The sequence below is a fragment of the Cryptosporangium phraense genome (assembly GCF_006912135.1).
Classification (GTDB): Bacteria; Actinomycetota; Actinomycetes; order Mycobacteriales; family Cryptosporangiaceae; genus Cryptosporangium; species Cryptosporangium phraense.
In genome coordinates this window covers 63729-81585 of record NZ_VIRS01000022.1, presented here as the reverse complement: position 1 = coordinate 81585, position 17857 = coordinate 63729, and the positions used below count along the sequence as shown (strand labels likewise).

Below are 17857 nucleotides of genomic sequence, written 5' to 3'. Positions count from 1 at the left end.
CGTAAATAGCATGGCACCGAAAGATCTTCGAATCGTGGGTGGCCATGTCGCGCTCGACCTTGTCAACACGGTAGAGCCCCGGCTACCCGGAGCGACCAACTTTCGCGAACACCTCACCAGTCCCACCGATCTCGTTGATTGGGCCCTGCGCCTCGAAATACTGACGGACGTCGAGGTGGAATTGGTCCGATCGGCCTGGGCCGCGTCGCCGTCAGCCGGCGAGCAGGCGCTACGCGCCTCCCGGGAGGTTCGAGAAGCGACGTACGACGTCTTACTGAACGTCCTCGGTACTACGTCCGACGCCGGGCCGGCGCTCGAGAAGCTCGGGCTGAGATGGACGGCCGCCACGGCGCGCTCGGAGCTGACTCTCGGGGGCGGGTCGTTGGCGCTGGTCGTGGGCACTGCGCCGGCCACGCTGATCCCCGATCGTCTGGCGGTCTCGGCGGTCGAGTTCCTGCGCACGGCCGACCCGAAACATGTCCGGGCCTGCCCGCTCGACGAGGGCGGCTGCGGGTGGCTGTTCCTCGACCGCAGCCGCAACTCGTCCCGCCGCTGGTGTGCGATGGAGGACTGCGGCGCCCAGGCCAAGGCCCGACGCCTCACCGCCCGCCGAAGGGTCGCGCGAGCTACCCCCTAAAGGGTTTTCACCGGGCTCAGTCTTTGGCTCCGGCGCTTCGAGTCGGCAACTCATCGCCGAGCGGGCGAGGCGACGCCGCCGCCGCGCCGGCGGAGCTTCGGTCGCGGCCACCTGGGGCAGCATCCCGAGAGTGTTTCCGAGCACACTCATCAGCCCGCCGCGACGCCCGATCACGAACAGTGCGGCCAGGTGGGACAGAGGGAGCATGGATTCACGGTAAGGGTCTCGCTGAGGATCACGAGGTGATGCGACGAGGGGGCGGCGGCGAGCACCCCGGAGCCTGCGCTATGCTTCTGACCCGAACGACCTGCGCTCGTAGCTCAACGGATAGAGCACTTGACTACGGATCAAGAGGTTGGGGGTTCGAGTCCCTCCGAGCGCGCGTCTGGTTGAGACAAAAAAGTAGGTCAGGGCCCGATTCCCCTCCACCGGGGAGTCGGGCGTTCTGTTGCTTGACCGTCGTTTGACCGTGGACCGGGTGGCGGCTACACGCAGCCGACGGCACTGCCCCTGGCCGGCGGACGAGTGTCACCCCGGACTGTGTACTGACGTGCGCGCCGGTGCTACACATCGGTGAGCCTCGATGGCCCGGCCCGGCGCTGAAGCACTGGCCCGTCAGTTTCGTGCTCCTCGCCTCGTCGGATGCACTGTCTCGTGCGAGCGCGAGCGGAATTGTCGTAGGTAAGTGTCAACCTGGGCGTATGACTGCGGACGTTGTGGAATTGGTGATCGTTGGTAGGTCAGCGCCCGGGCGTATGACTGTTCAGGAGCCCGTGCGGTCTGTGTTGACGGGCGCGACACTCCGCCGGATCGCGGTGAGTGGCCTCCGTATAGAAGGTGGCGAGGACGATGCCGCGGCCGAAGCGATTCGCCGAGCCAGTACCCGGCCGCTGTTGGATCGGCAGGGCGGTCAATGGCTGGTGGAGACTTGGTCGTCGACCTCCGTCAACGATGGCCCGGTCAACTACGCGCTCGAGCTGATCGAATACGAGCACGTCACCGTGGACGCCGTGACCGTTGACGGGTTGACGTTGCCGTTGACGCGCCATCTTGCCGATGCCGGACGCGCCGAAATGTCGCTGATGGTGCAGTTGCTGTTCGCCACGGACGAGGCTGCGCATGAGGCACTGTCGGTGCTGATCGAGAAGCACTACGAAGCAGAGGACTACTTCCCGGTCGTGCTGCATGGCGTGCGGGCTGAACCGGTGTCGATGCGGTTCGGGCAGTGCGTCTGGGAGGCCGCTGGTTCGGAGTATCGGGAGTTTGTGGTTTTGGTGTCAGAGGAGGGCGACGATCAGTTCTATGTCGGAGTGGGTCAGCCCGACCTCGCACGGTTGAAGGACGCTGTGGTTGGGCAGCAACGGCAGTTCGACGCACTGATCGAGGAGTTGCATCGCGCCGGCGTCCTCCCAGCCGAGGCGATCGAACGTATCCGGCGCGTTGGCGTAGGCCCCTTCCCCCGCAGCCAGTACCGGGGCTTCCGCCGGACCGGTTCCCTCGAGGATTTTCTCCCCGACGAGTGGCGCTGAGAGGTCGGTCTCGTCGGCGCGCTCGTCCCTCCGGTGCACATCCTCAGCGTGCTCCAAATAGGGTTGCCGCCAACACATCGTGGCCCTCGGGTCAGCACCTCTGACGAGCAAGGACGCCTTCGACTGATGGCAGTGACCCAGCAGGAGATCGAGAACCGGTTGTGGGACGCCGCGGACGAGCTGCGCGTAGCGATGCCCGAAGCGCAGTACGCCTCGGTGATATTCCCGCTGATGTTCTGGAAGTACCTCTCCGACACCTGGGACTATCACCACCAGGAGTTCCTGGCCGAGAACGAGGGTTTGGAGAGCCTCACCGACGACGAAGCCCACGAGATCGAGTACCGCGACTATCAGTCGTTCGATATTCCGTTCGTCAGTTCCGGTGCAGGCCACTACAGCCGCGCGTCTTGGTCCGCGGTCCTTGGCACGGTCACCCAGCCGAGGCTGGGCCAGCGGGTCCGTACCTCGTTGCAGGCCATTGAAACGGCCAATCCGGACAAGTTCTCCCGCCTGTTCGGCTCGATGACGTGGACCTCCGAGGAGGTCCTGTCGAACGAGGTGCTGGCGGCGGTCATGCGGGCGATGAACCGCACGCCGAAGATGCACGAGGGCAACATGTCCTTCGACGTGCTCGGTGGGGCGTACGAATACCTGCTGAAGCGATTCTCCGACGGCTCGGGCACCCGCGCCGGCCAGTTCTTCACACCGCGGGAGGTCGTCGAACTGATCGTCGAAGTCCTCGAGCCGAAGGCGTTCGAATCGGTCTATGACCCTACATGTGGGTCGGGTGGCATGCTCATCGCGTCGGCCAACCTCCTGAAAGCCCATGGAGGGCGCGGCTACTCGCTGCGACTGTTTGGGCAGGAAGCTGTGCCGGACACAGCGGGCGTGGCCAGGATGAATCTTTTCATGCACAACCTCACCGATTTCCACATTGAGGTCGGCGACACTCTGAAAGATCCTCGCCACAAAAAGCCAGATGGATCGATCGCGCAGTTCGATGTGATCATGGCGAACCCGCCCTACAGTCTCAAGTGGAAACCGTGGTCGAAGGATCCGCGCGCTATCGGCGGGGTTGCGCCTCAGGCACTGGCTGACTGGGCTTTCGTGCAGCACATGATGGCCTCGATGACTCCGACAAAGGGTCGTGCTGGTGTTGTGTTGCCTCACGGCGTCCTTTTCCGAGGTGGCACGGAGGCGGCGATCCGCCAGCGCGTCCTGGATGATGACCTGCTGGAGGCCGTCATCGGCCTACCGCCCAACCTCTTTTACAGCACGACTATCCCGACCGCGATCCTGGTATTCCGCGCCCCAGGCTGCAAAGCCCCAGAGCGGCAGGGCGGCGTGCTGTTTATTGACGCCTCAATGCGTTTCATTAAGTCCAAGAAGCGCAATATGCTTACCAAGGAAGATATTGCGGATGTCGTAGCTGTATATCACTCGAAATTCAATTACGATGATGTGATCAGCTCCGGAGGAGGTGGTCTCGCGGCGCGGCTCGTTCCTACTGCGGAGATCGTCGCAAACGACTACGATCTCAAAATTGGACGGTACATCAAACAGACTGCCGCCACGCAGGAAGACCTCGGCGCCCTAATCGAGGCATATCGCCTTGCCCGTGCGGAGCGACGGAAAGCCGAGCAGGTCATGCTTTCCGTTCTGGCTGATGCAGGGATCGAAGGCTTCGATGAGTGACTCGATGAATAGTGATCCTGCGGCCGGCGACCAAAAGCGATGGGTCAGAGCACCTCTATCGCGATTCCTCGCGCTCAGCGTTCGGACGGTTGCTGTGGACCCAGGCCAGGATTACGCAACTGTCGGAGTATTGAATAAAGGCAGAGGGCTGCTCTATCGAGAGCCGATTTCAGGACGCTCCACTTCTTACAAGAATCTAAATCGGATAGGTCCCGGTCTGCTCATCTACAGTCGCCTCAAGGCATTTGAGGGTGCCATCGCGGTTACGCCTAATGACCTGCCGGAATCGTTCGCATCGCAGGAGTTTCCGACTTTCGCTTTCACGCCCGAAGCAGATCCCGATTTTTTTCGCATACTCATCACCACATCGGAGATGTGGAGCGCACTTCAAAGTATGTCCAAGGGAATGGGGGGTAGGCGCGAGCGAGTGAAGGCCTCGGATTTCCTCAGTATTGTCATGAATATCCCGCCGATTTCCCTGCAAAAGCGGATCGTGGGGGTGATCGGTGCGGTCGACGACCATATCGCCGCGCTCGACCGTGAAGAAACAGCCGCCGATTCGGCCGCCAGCGCAATGGCCGAGTCGATGCTAGCAAGTTCGACTTTCGTACCATTGAAGGGCCGGATCTGTCGCATCGAAGGTGGGCGCAGCCCGCAGGCGGTCGATAGAATCCCCGCTGAGCATGAACCGGGCGTTCTAAAGGTCAGTGCGGTGAAGCCCTTCCAGTTCAGCGCCGATGAGTCAAAGACACTCGCCCCGGGAACTGAAATGCCAAACGCGGCGGAGGTGCGGGCAGGAGATGTGCTGGTCACCCGTGCGAGCGGGACTATTCACCGGGTGGGAGCGGCCTGTCGCGTCCCCTCAGACGTTAGAAGTGGCCTATATCTGAGCGACAAGACCCTTCGAATAGTTCCTGATGACGGCCTGGACCCGAACTTCCTGGTTGTTGCTATGGCGCTGTCGCGGGTGCGGAGCCAGATAGCGATCGCTGCGTCGGGGTCGGCATCGATGAAGAATATTAGCCAGTCGAAGATTGTTAACCTTGAGATACCAATGCCCGATCTGGCCGAGCAGCGCAAAGTGGCGAAAACTATTCTTTCGATGCGTTCAGTCGGGCGTGCGTGCCGCGCAGAATCCCATAGAATCCGCCAGTTTCGGGCCGCTCTCCTATCAGGGTTGTTGGACCGCACAATCGACATCGAGTCCGCTGGGTTAGGGGTCTGAGCCGTGGCGAAAGGAATCCGGGAACGCGAATTCCAAAATTTGATGATTCAGTGGTCCCTCCCTATGGGCTGGCGCTTCACGGCTGGATGGGACCTGCCGCGGTCGACGACGCAAACCGTGCTAAACAACCACCTGCGGGACGCCGTAGTCCGGCTCAATCCGCGCGTGATCGATGGATACGATGTGGATGATGTAGTCGCGCAGATCGTCGCCACGGTCAGCGCGGTCGAGGGTGGATTGGTACGGGCCAATGAGCAAGTCCTACTCATTCTGCGTGGGCGGAAGGAGTTCCGGGACGCCGATGGAGTGTGGCATGCCCTGAAGGTCATCGACTTTGAGAACCCGCCCGCCAACACTCTGGTCGTGTCAGACGAGGTGACGATCACGGTGCCGGGCAAGACGTCCCGCCGGTTCGACCTCGTGTACTGGGTCAACGGACTGCCGCTGGTCGTGGTGGAAGTGAAGTCACCCACGGCGAAGACCGGTTGGATCGATGCTGTCCACGAGATCAATGACGTCTATGTCACCGAGTACCCGTGGTTCTTCGCCCCGAATGTCTTCGCCATAGCCTCGGACGGGCTGAAGTTGCGCTTCGGCCCCGCCGGTGCACCCACGAACCTGTGGCAGCCTTTTCGATCCACCGCCGACGACGAAACCCTCGCTGGTCAGGCCGATGTGCAGCGCTCCACGGAACTGCTGCTCAACCCGGCGACCGTCCTGGACATGCTTGCGAACTTCGCCCTCTTCGACACCTCCGGCGGTGGGGCGGACCAGAAGTACCTGCCTCGCTACCCGCAGATGGAGGGCGCACACCTAATTCATCAGCGGATCCTCGCGGGTGGATCGAGGGGCCTGATCTGGCACCACCAGGGTTCCGGGAAGACGCTGTTGATGGTCTTCGCCGCCTCGATGCTGCTCGCCGACACGCGAACCGAGTCGCCCACCATCATCTTGCTGTCCGACCGCACCCAACTGGTCCGACAGACCTCCGGGGTGTTCACCTCCGCGATGGGGCACGCGCACTTCTACGAGCCCGCGACCAGTCACGAGTTGCGGACGTTGCTGGCGAACGATGTACGCGGGGTCATCTCGACGACGATCCATAAGTTCGCCGACGCCGGCGCGAACCTCTCGACGCGGGACAACGTCATCGTGCTCGTCGACGAAGCGCATCGCACGCAGTCGGTGCGGAAGACGTCCCTGGCCGGGCAGATGCGCGCGGCGTTGCCGAACGCGAAGTTCTTCGGCATGACGGGAACTCCAGTCCGGACCCTGGCGACCGACACGTTCGCGCTCTTTGGTGACGAGGCCGACCCAGGCAGGGTGCTGCACCGATACTCGGTGACCCGATCCCTGCAGGACGAGGCGACTGTCCCGGTCATGCTGGACCCGCACCCGGTCTCCTTCGACATGAACGACCTGCTGTTGCAGGCCGAATTCGACCAGTTCGCCGATACTTTCGACCTCGACGACCCCGACCGCGAAGCGCTGTCGCGGAAATTCGGCCGTCTCACCTCGGTGTTCGCGAACCCTGACCGTGTAGAGGCGGTCTGCCGGGACATCGTCGACCACTACCTGGCCAGCGCTTACCGCAATGGCCTCAAAGCTCAGGTTGTCACCTACAACCGCGAACTGGCCGTCACCTACACGGACAAGATCAACGAACTGCTCGTCGGCGCCGAGGCATCACAGGTACTCGCCGAGGTGGGGAAACACGACCTGATCACCGCCGAGGTCAACATCTCGGTCTCCGACTCCAAAGACGAAGACCCCGCCATGAAGCCGTTCCGGCTCTCGGAGACCGACGAGGAGGAACAGAAGCGGCGATTCCTCACCCCGGACGACCCGCTGTGCTTCCTGGTGGTGACCGCAAAACTGATGACAGGGTTCGACGCCCCTAACGAAGGTGTCCTGTACCTGGACAAGCCGCTCAAGGCCCACAACCTGTTCCAGACCATCACTCGCCCGAATCGCACCTGGGTCTCTCCCCAGGGGTTCGTGAAGACCTCCGGCGTCATCGTCGACTTTATCGGCCTGGCCGAAGAAGTCCAGCGCGCCGTCGTCGACCCCACCGCCGCCAGCGGCAGCAAGGGCGGCGGGTTCGTTACCGACCTGACCGACCTGATCGCCGAGTTCCGCGCCACCTTCGCCAGGGTCGAAGACCTTCTCGTGGACGTCGAGGATCTGGACCTCACCGTTCACGGGTACGCCTCTGTGCGTGCAATCAATGCGTTCCTGGACGCTGACCCTGAAGTCGCTGTGGCCTTCAGCAGGGACTACCGACTCCTGGCTCGCCTCTACCCGCTGATTAGCACTGACAAGCGGGTTGCCAAGTTCCGGGACGGATTCGCGCTGTTCGGGTCCGCTTACACGACCCTCTTCAAGAAATCTACGGACGAGGAGCGCAAGGAACGGTTGGGTGAACTCGGGCCGATGGTGCTGGAAATCATCAACGCCCACGTCCACTCGTTCACCGTTCTCGCCTCCCAGGAGGAAGCCCTCGTTCTGGACGCACAGGGCATCGGTATCCTCAAGGAACTTATGACCCTCGTCCGCCCCAAACCCGGCACAGATGACGGTAATGATCCGAAGCCTCCGACCGCAGCGGAGATCCTCGATCAGATCAAAGCCGCGCTGGATCGGGGCGTCGAGCCGGCGTCGGCCAAGTACACCGCCCTCGCCGATCGAATCCGGCAACTCCGCGACCGGATCATCCAGAACGCCCAGGATGCCCTGGACTTCCTCGCCGAAGCACTCCGGGTCGCCCGCGCCATCGTTGACGCCGAGAAGCACCCCGACGAAGCGGTCATCGTGCTCGACGACGACCACATCGGCGTCCTCTCGCGGATCATCCACGACCACGCGCCGCCCGGCCTTACGGTCACGGAGCGTCGGCTGGCCGAGGAAATCGATCAGGTCGTCAAGCGAGCCCTTGCGCAGTCATGGGACAACGCTGATGCCCGCAACCGAGGTGTCCGCCGCGCGACCGCGGCGGTCTTCCGCCGTTACGCACTCAAACCGGTCGGCGAACCGTATGACTCCACTGTCGCCTACATCGAAGCCCACTACCTCGTCGACTGACGACGCACTTTCAGTGGGCGCAAGTCTGGAGGTTCAGCGCAGAACCCTGCAGGCCAATCCCAAAGTTGCGCCGCACCAGTGGATCGGTGGCCGACCTACTGCCGTAGGTCATGCTGATGCGATTCGTCGAAGCCGGGATGACCTTGGCCTCGGGGACAGGGCCCAGGTCAGCGCTACGGAACTTGCTCTGAAGCGGAGTCGCTCGGAGTCGTAGGGTCGCTATATGGCTGGAAGCGAGTTCGCCATCGATGTCCATCGCCACGACGCGTCAGCTGTACCTACCCTCATCGATCAACTCTGTGACGTCTACGCCGACGCGTACGGCGTCGAGCCCGGAGAGAAGGTCGACGGCTTCAGACGCCGGATGGAGCGCGCCTCGACCGACCCGGGGTTCGAGCTGTTCACCGTCGAAGCGAACGGCGCGCTCGTCGGGTTCGCGTTCGGCTATCCGCTGCGTCCGGACACGAAGTGGTGGGACGGCCTGGTCCCGGAGCCGGTCGTAGGGTTCGCCGACGAGGACGGAACGCGGACCGTCGTCCTCTCCGAGATTGAGATCCGCCGCGCCGTCCAGCAGCAAGGCATCGGCAGGCGGCTACACGACGCGTTCCTCGCGGCCCGGCCCGAGCCTCGCGCCACCCTGGCGACCGGCGCTGACTCCCCATCGCAAGAGGTCTACCCGCGTTGGGGCTGGACGCGGGCGGGCACGGTCCCCGGCGGCCCGAACGACTACTTCGCTGGCTACGTCCTCTTCGTCAAGGAGCGGTAGTTCGCAGGCGCTCGTCCAACTCCCGGACGGACGAGTGGTCGGCCCACGGTGCCAGCGACTTTCGTAGCCCACTGATCCGCTGCTGCGCTCGTGGGGAGGATGGGCCGAAGCCGGCCACGTCGCCGATCAGCTGTGCCGCGCCGGCGATCTCGCCCGCCTGGATCAGCACCTCGCTCTGCAGCAGCAGCGAGAACGCGTAGTTGTGCACGTTGGAGGGGTCGGCCAGGCGCAGCGTCTTCTTCGCCGCGCGGTCGGCCTGCTCGGTGAACCCGAAGCCGAGTGCGTATTCGGTCTCGGTGCCGAGTGCGAAGGACTCGTCGTAGAAGTACCACCAGCGAGTGGGCGGCTGATCCGCGCTGATTGAGGCAAGCGCGGTGTGCTCCTGGTCGAGGGCGCGGCGGGCCGAGGACGCGTCGCGGTCTGCGACGAACGCGCGGACCATGACATCGGCCGCGTAGCCCCGGGCAGGGGCGCTGCTCGTCCGTGACGCCCACTGGGCGGCGGCCACCGCGTGGTCGATTCCGACGCGCGGCCGTCCCTGCCAGGTCGCAAGGTGGCTCATGGCGCAGAGGACGTAGGTGACCAGCTCCATGTCGTGGGCTTCGTGCGCGGCGGCTCGCGCTTCTTCGTAGTAGTGCTGGGCGGAGCGGTAGTCGCCGAGGTTGAACAGCAGCCAGCCCATCAGCTGGTTGGCTTCGGCGAACACCGCGAGCGTCGAGTTGTCCGCGCCGGACGCGGACAGGAACTCGGAGAGGATTTGCTGCTGTGCGGCCACGGCGGGCAACGAGGCGGACGGGCCGAGGACGTCTGCCTGCTGCCGACAGCGCATGAGGTTGTCGGCGATCAACGCGACGCCGGCCGGATGCCGAGCGCCGGTATCCGTGCTCGCGCTGCTCGCGAGATCGAGCACTCGTTGCGTGAGCATCGGCGACGCGGCGGCGACGGCAAACACGGTGCTCAACCTGGTTAGCAGCTCACGGCGGTTCACTGTGCCACTCGTCCTCGTTGCCCACTCGGCGACAGCCTCGGCCAGATCACTGACGGCCGCGGCCTGGCCTGGTGTGTCTCGATCGGTCTCCGCGCTCCAGTCGATCAGGGCAGAGACCGCTTCGCCAGTCGAAAGAGTGCGATCGGGTACTCCCACGGCTCGAACCGGGCCATCAGGCATCGCCACGATGCTGGGCGCGAAGGACGTGTTGAGCACACGCTCGTAGTCCCGCACCAGCGCCGGCGTTATCGCGCGTTCGCCGCGTTCGACACGGCTCAGGTGTCCTTTATCGCGACCGGTTAGATCGGCGAATTGCCCGAGCGTGAGTCGTTGTTGCTCCCGCGCCGCGCGCAACTCCTCCGAGCTCACCACGGAGACCTCCCTCGGTTGCCGCAACGTTCGTTGCGGCAACGCCGCAACAGGCGGCACCTTCCTGCCGCGGGTCATTCTCGTTTCCACGCCGGACGAATTGCTTTCCCGAACCGGATGGTCCGACCGCCCTTCCGCAACCCACCGTAGTCCACCTGCCACCCAACGAGAGACGTCGTTGAGCGCCAGGTAGTGCCCTGCCCGGATGCGAACCGACGACCGGAGACCTCGCTGATGACGCCGTCCACCAGATCGCCGCTCACGAGTTCTGCCGCTTCTGCGGCGGGTGACCAGGACACCGATCGACCGAATGCCGCGCGAATCTACAGCTGCCTGCTCGGGGACTCAGCGAATTTCGCCGCCGACCGCCGGGCCGCTTCGCATCTGTTGAACATCGCCCCGGGCATAGCCGCCGATGCCTACGCCAACCGCGCCTTCGTAGCGAGGGCAATTTGCCATCTGACGAGTGCGGGTGTCCGCCAGTTCCTCGATCTGGGCGCCGGGCTGCCGACTGCGGGGAACCTCCACGACCTGGCTCAACGAGACACGCCTTCGACGCGGGTCGTCTACGTCGATCACGATCCGGTGGTTGTGGCGGCGTGGCAGCAGACGCTGGGAGACGCCGTCCACGTTCGCGTCGTGCACGCGGACATTCGCAATCCGGCGGAGGTCCTGGCCAGCGCCGAGGTCGCCGATCTGCTGGACCTGAGCGAGCCGATCGGATTGGTCGCAACGGCCGTCCTGCACTACGTCTCCGACGTTCACGAGCCCGGCGAACTCCTCCGCGCCTACCGAGCGGCCCTGGCACCCGGGAGCCATCTCGTCCTCTCGCACGGAACCTGGGATCACCTGGGCGTCGGGCAGTACATCAACATCGCGGAGCTGTACGAGCGCGTCGGGGCGCCGCTCACGCTGCGGACCCTGGAGGAGATCACCGCACTGCTGGACGGCTGGAATCTGCTGGCGCCGGCCGACGACGAGCCAACGACCGTCGTGCCGGTCGGCGAATGGCGATGGGCCGACGACTTGGTCGAACCGGACCCGGCCGCCTGCCACCTCCTCGGCGCGGTGGCCTGCCTCGACGATCGGAACTCGCAGTGAGCCCCGTCTGCCTCGTGGCTCCGGACGACCAGGTCCCCCTGATCGCCCAGACCAGCATTCAGGCCATCGGGCGTGCCGGGCACAGCATTCGGCTCGGCGTTCCCGATACGGCCGATACGAGCGGCGTGACCACCGGCGTCGACGTCGTCCGCTGGAGGCCGAGCGAGCCCGACTCGCTGCAGAAGGCCCTCGATAGTTGCGACAGCCTGGTGCTGTTTCCCTCGGCCTATGCAGACGCCGACGTCATGCGCGCTGTCCACCACGCAGCCCGCAGGACGTACGCGCTGATCCTCGACGTCGAACCGCAAGTCAGCGACACGTGTACGGCGGAGGCCGAGGCGTTGCTGCGCGACGCGGGGTGCCAGGCGAGCGTCGTCCGTCTCCCGATCGTCCTCGACCAGGTCCTTCGCCAGGCTCCCGCGATCGCCAACGGCGGCGAGCTCCGACTTCCGATCGATCCGGAGGTTCCGTTCGCTTACGTCACCAGCGGAGACGTAGGCGAAGCGGTCGCTGCGCTACTAAGCGAGCCGCCGTCGGATCACCTTGTGCGGTACTGGACGGCCACGGAGCGTCTGACGTGTGCCGAGTGGGCGGACATGCTGTCGGCGGCCACCGGAACACGAATCAGCTACCGCCCTCAATGCCGACCGCGGTTCGTTGCCTCGCTGACCGATGCAGGACTCTCCGCCAGGGCAGCTGACGCCGCTTGGCGCCGATGGGACACCGCAGATGAACCTCCGCCCAGCGAAGCCCTGACTGTGCAGCTCGGCAGGCAGCCAGAGACCGCAGCCCAGTGGGCCGCTGCGCACGCCTGTTGCTTCGCCGCCGCAGGGCGAGCCGCCTGCCCTCACTCGCAGGTGCCGACCGCCCACTGGTTCTGACGGCACCCTTCTCAACGACCTGGAGTTCCCGTGACCGCTCAGCAATTCGCCCCCGCGCTGTCCTCCCGCTCGACGTCCCAACTGCCCAAACGCGTCCCCGGGTTCGCCCTAGACACCGAGGTCGGCGGCGCTACCGCGGTCGTGCACGGACGCGCTCCCTGGGAGCCGGAGTCCTGGTTCCAGCCGCACCGGCCATACACCGGCGGGCCACCACTCCCAGCTCGCAGAAGCACGACCTTGCGATACGTCGCTCGCGCCGCGGTACCTCGCCGAGCTGCGATCGCGGCGGCGAGGTGCCTGCCGTGAGTCCGACCGTCGTCGTCACTGGCGCTGCTGGATTCATCGGCTCGCACTTGGTCGATCGGCTTCTCGCCGCGGACTTCGCGGTGATCGGCGTCGACCTCCGCGCCGTACACGGAGACATCCGTGCGCAGTTCAACCTGACCGCTGCGGTCAATCACCACCGCTACCGCGCCGTGCAGGCCGACCTCGCCATGATCGACTTGGACGCACTACTCGACGGCGTCGACTGCGTGTTCCATCTCGCAGCCGTGCCCGGTGTCCGGCGCTCCTGGGGAACCGGATTCCCCGACTACGTCCGAGTGAACGTGCTGGTCACCGATGCCTTGCTCGCCGCCTGCGCGCGAGCCGGAGTCCGCCGCCTTGTCTACGCGTCGTCTTCCAGCGTGTACGGGCACGCTGTTTCGCCCAGCCGCGAGGCTCACGCGACTCTGCCGCTCTCGCCGTACGGCGTCACCAAGCTGGCCGGCGAGCAACTGTGCTTCGCACACGCACTCCGAGGCGACAGCCGGTTGAGCACCGTCGCGCTCCGGTACTTCACCGTCTACGGGCCACGTCAACGACCCGACATGGCGATAAGCCGGATGATCATGGCCGCTCTCACCGGCATCCCATACACGGTGTTCGGCGACGGGCAGCAGCGCCGCGAGTTCACGTACGTCGACGACGTGGTGGACGCGACGGTCGCCGCCGCCACCGCTGACGCCACGGCGGTCGCGATCAACGTCGGTGGAGGAACGAGCGTCTCGGTCAGTCAGGCACTTCACCTCGTCGAAGAAGTGACTGGCCGCGATGTGCCACTGCACCGGAGCGGCGAACAGGCCGGAGACGCCCCTATTACGGTCGCGGACCTCGACACCGCCCGCCGGCTGCTCGGTTACCAGCCGCGTACCGACCTGCGAGCCGGTATCGCCCAGCACGCGGACTGGCTCCGGAGTCTCCCGGCTCCGGCCTTTCAGGAGTTCCTTCCGCCCGTGCCCGCAGCGTCGGAGGTGCCCGCATGATTACGCTCACCGCGACGTCCGCCAACGAACTGTTCACCGCTGTCTGCGGCCAGGTCCTGGAGCAAGGTCACCGAACGTCACCGCGTGGCCAGCTCACCAAGGAAATCCTCGGGGCCCACCTCACCCTCACCAATCCGCGGCAGCGTTTCGTCGCGGTACCTCCCGCCCGGCTGCTCAATCCCGCGTTCGCGGTCGCCGAGGTGCTGTGGATCCTCGCCGGATCCGATGAGCCGTGGATCTTCGACTTCAACCGGAACCTCGCGCAGTACGCCGACGACGGACGACTTCGCGGCGCCTACGGCCCACGCATCCGCCTCTGGCGCGGCGAAATCGACCAACTGACCGGTGTCCGCGAACTCCTGCGGCACGATCCCGACAGCCGGCAGGCCGTGATCCAGCTCTACGACCCGCAACTCGACACCCAGGGAAACCGGGACGTGCCCTGCACGCTGAACTACCGGTTCTTCGTCCGGGCCGGGCAGCTGCACATGCACACGACCATGCGCAGCAATGACGTCTGGCTCGGGCTGCCCTACGACCTGTTCGCCGCGACCATCCTGCACGAGCTGATGGCGGGCTGGCTCGACGTCGACCTGGGCAGCTATCACCATCACGTCGATTCCCTGCACCTCTACGCCCACGACTGGGACGGCGCCGCCGAAGTAGCACGCACTCCGACAGCGGCCTCGACGGCGATGCCCCCGCTCGTCGCACCGCCGGATGACCTAACGAGGTTCCTCGGAGCGGTCATCGCGGGTGAGGCACCAATGGACGCTGACCCGATCTGGCACGCCATGGGCCAGGTGCTGGAGAGCTATCGACGCTGGAACAGCGGCGACCGCACGAGCGCCACCGCCCTGGCGGACAGCCTCGATGGCGACCTCGGCGTCCATCTACACGCCTGGTACGAGCACCTCACCGCTCGGACCCACGTCACATCGACAAAGGCGGCCATCCGATGACCGCCGCTCAGTCACCCGTGGTGCTCGGCTTGTGCAGCTACACCCACGACTCCGCCGCCGCCCTCATCGTCGACGACCGCCTCATCGGCTTCGTCGAGGAAGAGCGTCTCAACGGGGAGAAGCACACCGCAGCCTTCCCCGAGCATGCAGTGGCCTGGCTGCTCGAACGCGCCGGTCTCGACGCGAACGACGTCGACATCGTCGCGTACAACTTCGACGGCACCCGATATCTAGACGCGCTTTCTGCCACCACGCACTACACGAGTCAGCCCAAAACGCAGACCCGTGCGGAACCGCGCGCAGCCAGCTTCCGCAAGGTCCACGGCCGATACGAGGACCGGATGCGGGACCTTCAGCGACGATTTCCGCATAGCACGGTCACTCCCGTTCTGCACCACCGCGCACACGCGCTCTACGCGTTCGCCTCCAGCACCTACGACGCGGCCGGCGTCCTCGTCGTCGACAGCCTCGGCGAGCTACAGACGACAACCCTCAGCGACGCCCGCCGCCTGGATGACGGGCGATGCTCGCTCGACATCCGCGAGGAACTCAACGACCCCGCCTCGCTGGGATACGTCTACGGTGCCGTCATTGAGCACCTCGGCTGGCGCCGCGGCGACGAAGAAGGCACCGTCATGGCGCTCGCCGCGCTCGGCGACCCGGCACGCTTCCGTGAACTTTTCCGCGCTGCCGTCCCGCTCACCGAGCACGGATTCGCCCTTGACCCCCGGTGGTTCCCGCTTCGCGTGCTGAGCAGCGGATACTCGCGCGTCAGCGACGCCTTCACCGACGCGACCTGCCCGCCACGGCAGGCTGACGAGACACCAGAACAGATCCACGCCGACCTGGCCGCCGCTCTCCAGGAGCACACCGAGAACGTGATGCTCCATCTCGCCCGCCGGGTGCGCGAGGTGACCGGAAGCAGGCTGCTTTGCCTCGGTGGTGGGGTCGCGACCAACTGTGTTGCCGTCGGCAAGATCGCCGAGGCCGGATTGTTCGACGAGATTCATGTCCCGCCGGCCCCCGGTGACTCTGGAACGGCAATCGGCGCCGCCCTCGCAGCGGTGCTCGACGCCGGTCGACGCCTACCCGCGCGAGTCGCTGGGCGTTGTTACCTCGGACCGCAGTACGCCCCGCTCGAGCTTCCGACGCATCCTCGTGCGGGACTGGCCGCGTTCCGTCCCACCAAGCCGGCGAAGAGCCTCGCGGAGAAGCTCGCCGACGGCGCGATCGTCGGACTCTTCCGAGGGCCGCTCGAAGCAGGACCCCGCGCCCTCGGAAACCGATCGATTCTGGCTTCGCCGCTGCACGCCGACGTCGTCCGGCGCCTGAATGACGATATCAAGTTCCGCGAACCGTTCCGCCCGTTCGCGCCCGTGATCCTCAACGACGCAGCGAGTGACTACTTCACCCTCGGCCAGCCCGCGCCGTTCATGTCCATCGCCTCCGGCGTCACCGACCTGGCCCGACAACGCATCCCCGCCGTCATCCACGTCAACGGCACCGCCCGCGTGCAGACCGTCACCGCGGAGTCCAACGCCTTCCTCGCCGACGTCCTCATGGAGTTCGAGGCGCTGACCGGCGTCCCCGTCTTGATCAACACCTCGCTCAACGTCAAAGGCAAGCCGATCTGCGGAACCCCCGACATGGCCTTGGACTGCCTGACCACCACCGGGTTGGACGCCCTCCTGATCGAAGGATGGTGGGTCTCCAAGTGATCCTCGGCTACAGCTTCTGGGGCTTCCTCGGGTCCGGGGTCGTCGACACCCCCGACGGCGGACGCAGCCACCGCCGCGCCCTGATCGACGGACTCCGGGAACGCGGGCACCGCGTCGTGTTCCTCCAGGCCAACCGGGACCGCGACGAAGCGCACCTCGACCTCACCCCGATCTACGACTGGGACGCGGGCTACCCGGACATCGACGTGCTGTTCCTCGAATGGCGCTGGCCGATTCCCGGCCGCAACACCACAACGTGCGGTACTCCCGGCCATACCTGCGACCTGCACCGCCAGCAGCAACTTCTTGACGTCTACTCGGCTCGTGGAGTGCCTGTGCTGCTGTGGGACAAGGACCGCCAGCTCCCCGCGGAGCACCCAATCCGGCGTGCGCCTGCCGTCGCGGTCTGCGAGCCGGCGCTGCATCCCGCGCCCGGCGCGGTGTCGCTCCTGTTCCCCGTCGCAGACGAAGCTCTCGACGGCGCCGACCCGGTGACACTGACCAAGCTGCGCCGCGACCTCCCGCTCGTCTACATCGGCAACCAGTACGACCGCGACGAGGCCTTCGATCGGCACTTCGCACCGGCCGCTCGCCGTCACACGCATCTGATCGCCGGCAAATGGCCTCGGTCCAGCCAGTGGAGTGATCTGAACTTCGCTGGTCGTATCGCGTTCGATGCCGTCGACCGTCTTTACCGACGGTCCGTCGCGACGGTCCTGCTGCTGCCCGATCGGTACGCCTCCGTCGGGCACATGACCCAGCGACTGTTCGAAGCGGTCCTCGCCGGGTGTCTCCCGCTCACACCGGCCACCATCCGCGAGGCCAGCCGGTTCACGCCGCGCCAACTACACATCAGCGACGGCGACGACGCGGCCAACCGATTGGAGCAACTCTTGGCGGTCGTCGGGGAGCAGGACCACGCCGAGGTGCTCCACGCTTGCCTGGCGCGCCTCGACCAATTTCGTCTGTCTCGGCAGCTCGACACCGTCGAGCACACACTCACCGGACTCGCCTTAAGGCGAGTCGGATGAGCAGCGGCCTGCCTCCGGAGGCTGGTCCGGCATTCTCACTACCGTCGCGAAGCATGAACAGGATCGCGATCCTCGGCTGTGGAGGCTCCGGGAAAACCGTCCTGGCCCGCCGGCTCGGCGACGCCCTCGGGCTCTCGGTCACCAACCTCGACGCGCTGTATTACGACGACGGCTGGAACCCCACCCCGATGGAGAAGTTCGCCGAGCTCCAGCGCGATCTCGTCGCCGCCGATCGATGGCTCATCGAAGGCAACTACGCCTCGACGCTGCCCGTCCGCCTCGCTCGCGCCGACACGGTGATCTTCCTCGATCTGCCCGCCTGGGCCTGCCTCTGGGGGATCGCGCAACGCCGCTGGCGCTACCGGGGTGGCCAGCATGCCGACGGGGTCTACGACCGGATCACCTGGTCGTTCGTCAAATACATCCTCGGCTACCGCAAGACGATGCGGCCCCGGGTGGACGCGCTGATCGCCGAGCACGGCCAGCACGCGACCTACGTCCGCCTCACCAGCCGACGCCGCGCGAACCAGTTCCTGCAGCGCCTCGACGACGGAGACTCGGAGAGGTGAG

14 protein-coding genes and 1 tRNA gene are annotated in these 17857 nt (G+C 65.5%); 14 read left to right on the top strand and 1 reads right to left on the bottom strand.

Annotation, left to right across the window (positions count from 1 at the left end; genetic code table 11):
- The first annotated feature begins 10 nt into the window (after positions 1-10).
- The 7 genes from FL583_RS41145 (at position 11) to FL583_RS27700 (ending at position 8933) form a co-directional block, all read left to right on the top strand.
- Positions 11-637, top strand: a complete 627-nt coding sequence (locus FL583_RS41145) for a CGNR zinc finger domain-containing protein (protein WP_205752503.1) — start codon at positions 11-13, stop codon at positions 635-637.
- A gap of 309 nt (positions 638-946) precedes the next feature.
- Positions 947-1019 (top strand) — tRNA-Arg (locus FL583_RS27725).
- 319 nt (positions 1020-1338) lie between these two features.
- A complete protein-coding gene (locus tag FL583_RS27720; protein WP_142707785.1) occupies positions 1339-2166 on the top strand; it encodes a hypothetical protein in 828 nt (275 codons plus the stop codon).
- A 126-nt stretch (positions 2167-2292) separates the two neighbouring features.
- A complete protein-coding gene (locus FL583_RS27715) occupies positions 2293-3861 on the top strand; it encodes a type I restriction-modification system subunit M (protein ID WP_142707784.1) in 1569 nt (522 codons plus the stop codon).
- Entirely contained in the window at positions 3854-5086 is a 1233-nt protein-coding gene (locus FL583_RS27710; RefSeq protein ID WP_142707783.1) for a restriction endonuclease subunit S domain-containing protein, read from the top strand. The genes FL583_RS27715 and FL583_RS27710 overlap by 8 nt, the downstream gene beginning before the upstream one ends.
- Positions 5087-5089: 3 nt before the next feature.
- Positions 5090-8167 (top strand): type I restriction endonuclease subunit R, encoded by a 3078-nt coding sequence (locus FL583_RS27705; protein WP_142707782.1) that lies wholly within the window; start codon positions 5090-5092, stop codon positions 8165-8167.
- 223 nt (positions 8168-8390) lie between these two features.
- The gene (locus FL583_RS27700; protein WP_142707781.1) at positions 8391-8933 is read left to right on the top strand and encodes a GNAT family N-acetyltransferase; all 543 of its coding nucleotides are present in this window, start codon (positions 8391-8393) and stop codon (positions 8931-8933) included.
- Here FL583_RS27700 and FL583_RS27695 read toward each other — a convergent pair.
- A complete protein-coding gene (locus tag FL583_RS27695; protein WP_170323894.1) occupies positions 8920-10293 on the bottom strand; it encodes a helix-turn-helix domain-containing protein in 1374 nt (457 codons plus the stop codon). The two genes, FL583_RS27700 and FL583_RS27695, sit on opposite strands and share 14 nt — an antisense overlap.
- Before the next feature lie 231 nt (positions 10294-10524).
- On the opposite strand from FL583_RS27695, the gene FL583_RS27690 reads away from it, so the two are divergent.
- From FL583_RS27690 to FL583_RS27660, 7 genes are all read left to right on the top strand, one after another.
- Positions 10525-11391: an SAM-dependent methyltransferase gene (locus tag FL583_RS27690; protein ID WP_142707779.1), complete on the top strand. Its 867-nt coding sequence runs from the start codon at positions 10525-10527 to the stop codon at positions 11389-11391.
- A 14-nt stretch (positions 11392-11405) separates the two neighbouring features.
- Positions 11406-12272 carry a Rossmann-fold NAD(P)-binding domain-containing protein gene (locus FL583_RS27685; RefSeq protein WP_142707778.1) on the top strand — a complete coding sequence of 289 codons (867 nt, stop codon included), beginning with the start codon at positions 11406-11408 and terminating at the stop codon, positions 12270-12272.
- A 302-nt stretch (positions 12273-12574) separates the two neighbouring features.
- On the top strand, positions 12575-13576 hold the full coding sequence (locus tag FL583_RS27680; RefSeq protein WP_142707777.1) for an NAD-dependent epimerase/dehydratase family protein: 1002 nt from the start codon (positions 12575-12577) through the stop codon (positions 13574-13576).
- Positions 13573-14538: a thymidylate synthase gene (locus tag FL583_RS27675; protein ID WP_142707776.1), complete on the top strand. Its 966-nt coding sequence runs from the start codon at positions 13573-13575 to the stop codon at positions 14536-14538. Before FL583_RS27680 ends, FL583_RS27675 begins: the two co-directional genes overlap by 4 nt.
- Entirely contained in the window at positions 14535-16256 is a 1722-nt protein-coding gene (locus FL583_RS27670; RefSeq protein ID WP_142707775.1) for a carbamoyltransferase family protein, read from the top strand. The genes FL583_RS27675 and FL583_RS27670 overlap by 4 nt, the downstream gene beginning before the upstream one ends.
- Positions 16253-17287 carry a CgeB family protein gene (locus FL583_RS27665; protein WP_205752500.1) on the top strand — a complete coding sequence of 345 codons (1035 nt, stop codon included), beginning with the start codon at positions 16253-16255 and terminating at the stop codon, positions 17285-17287. The genes FL583_RS27670 and FL583_RS27665 overlap by 4 nt, the downstream gene beginning before the upstream one ends.
- Positions 17288-17340: 53 nt before the next feature.
- Complete coding sequence (locus FL583_RS27660) at positions 17341-17856, top strand: P-loop NTPase family protein (RefSeq protein ID WP_142707774.1); 516 nt, start codon at positions 17341-17343, stop codon at positions 17854-17856.
- Position 17857 lies beyond the last annotated feature (1 nt).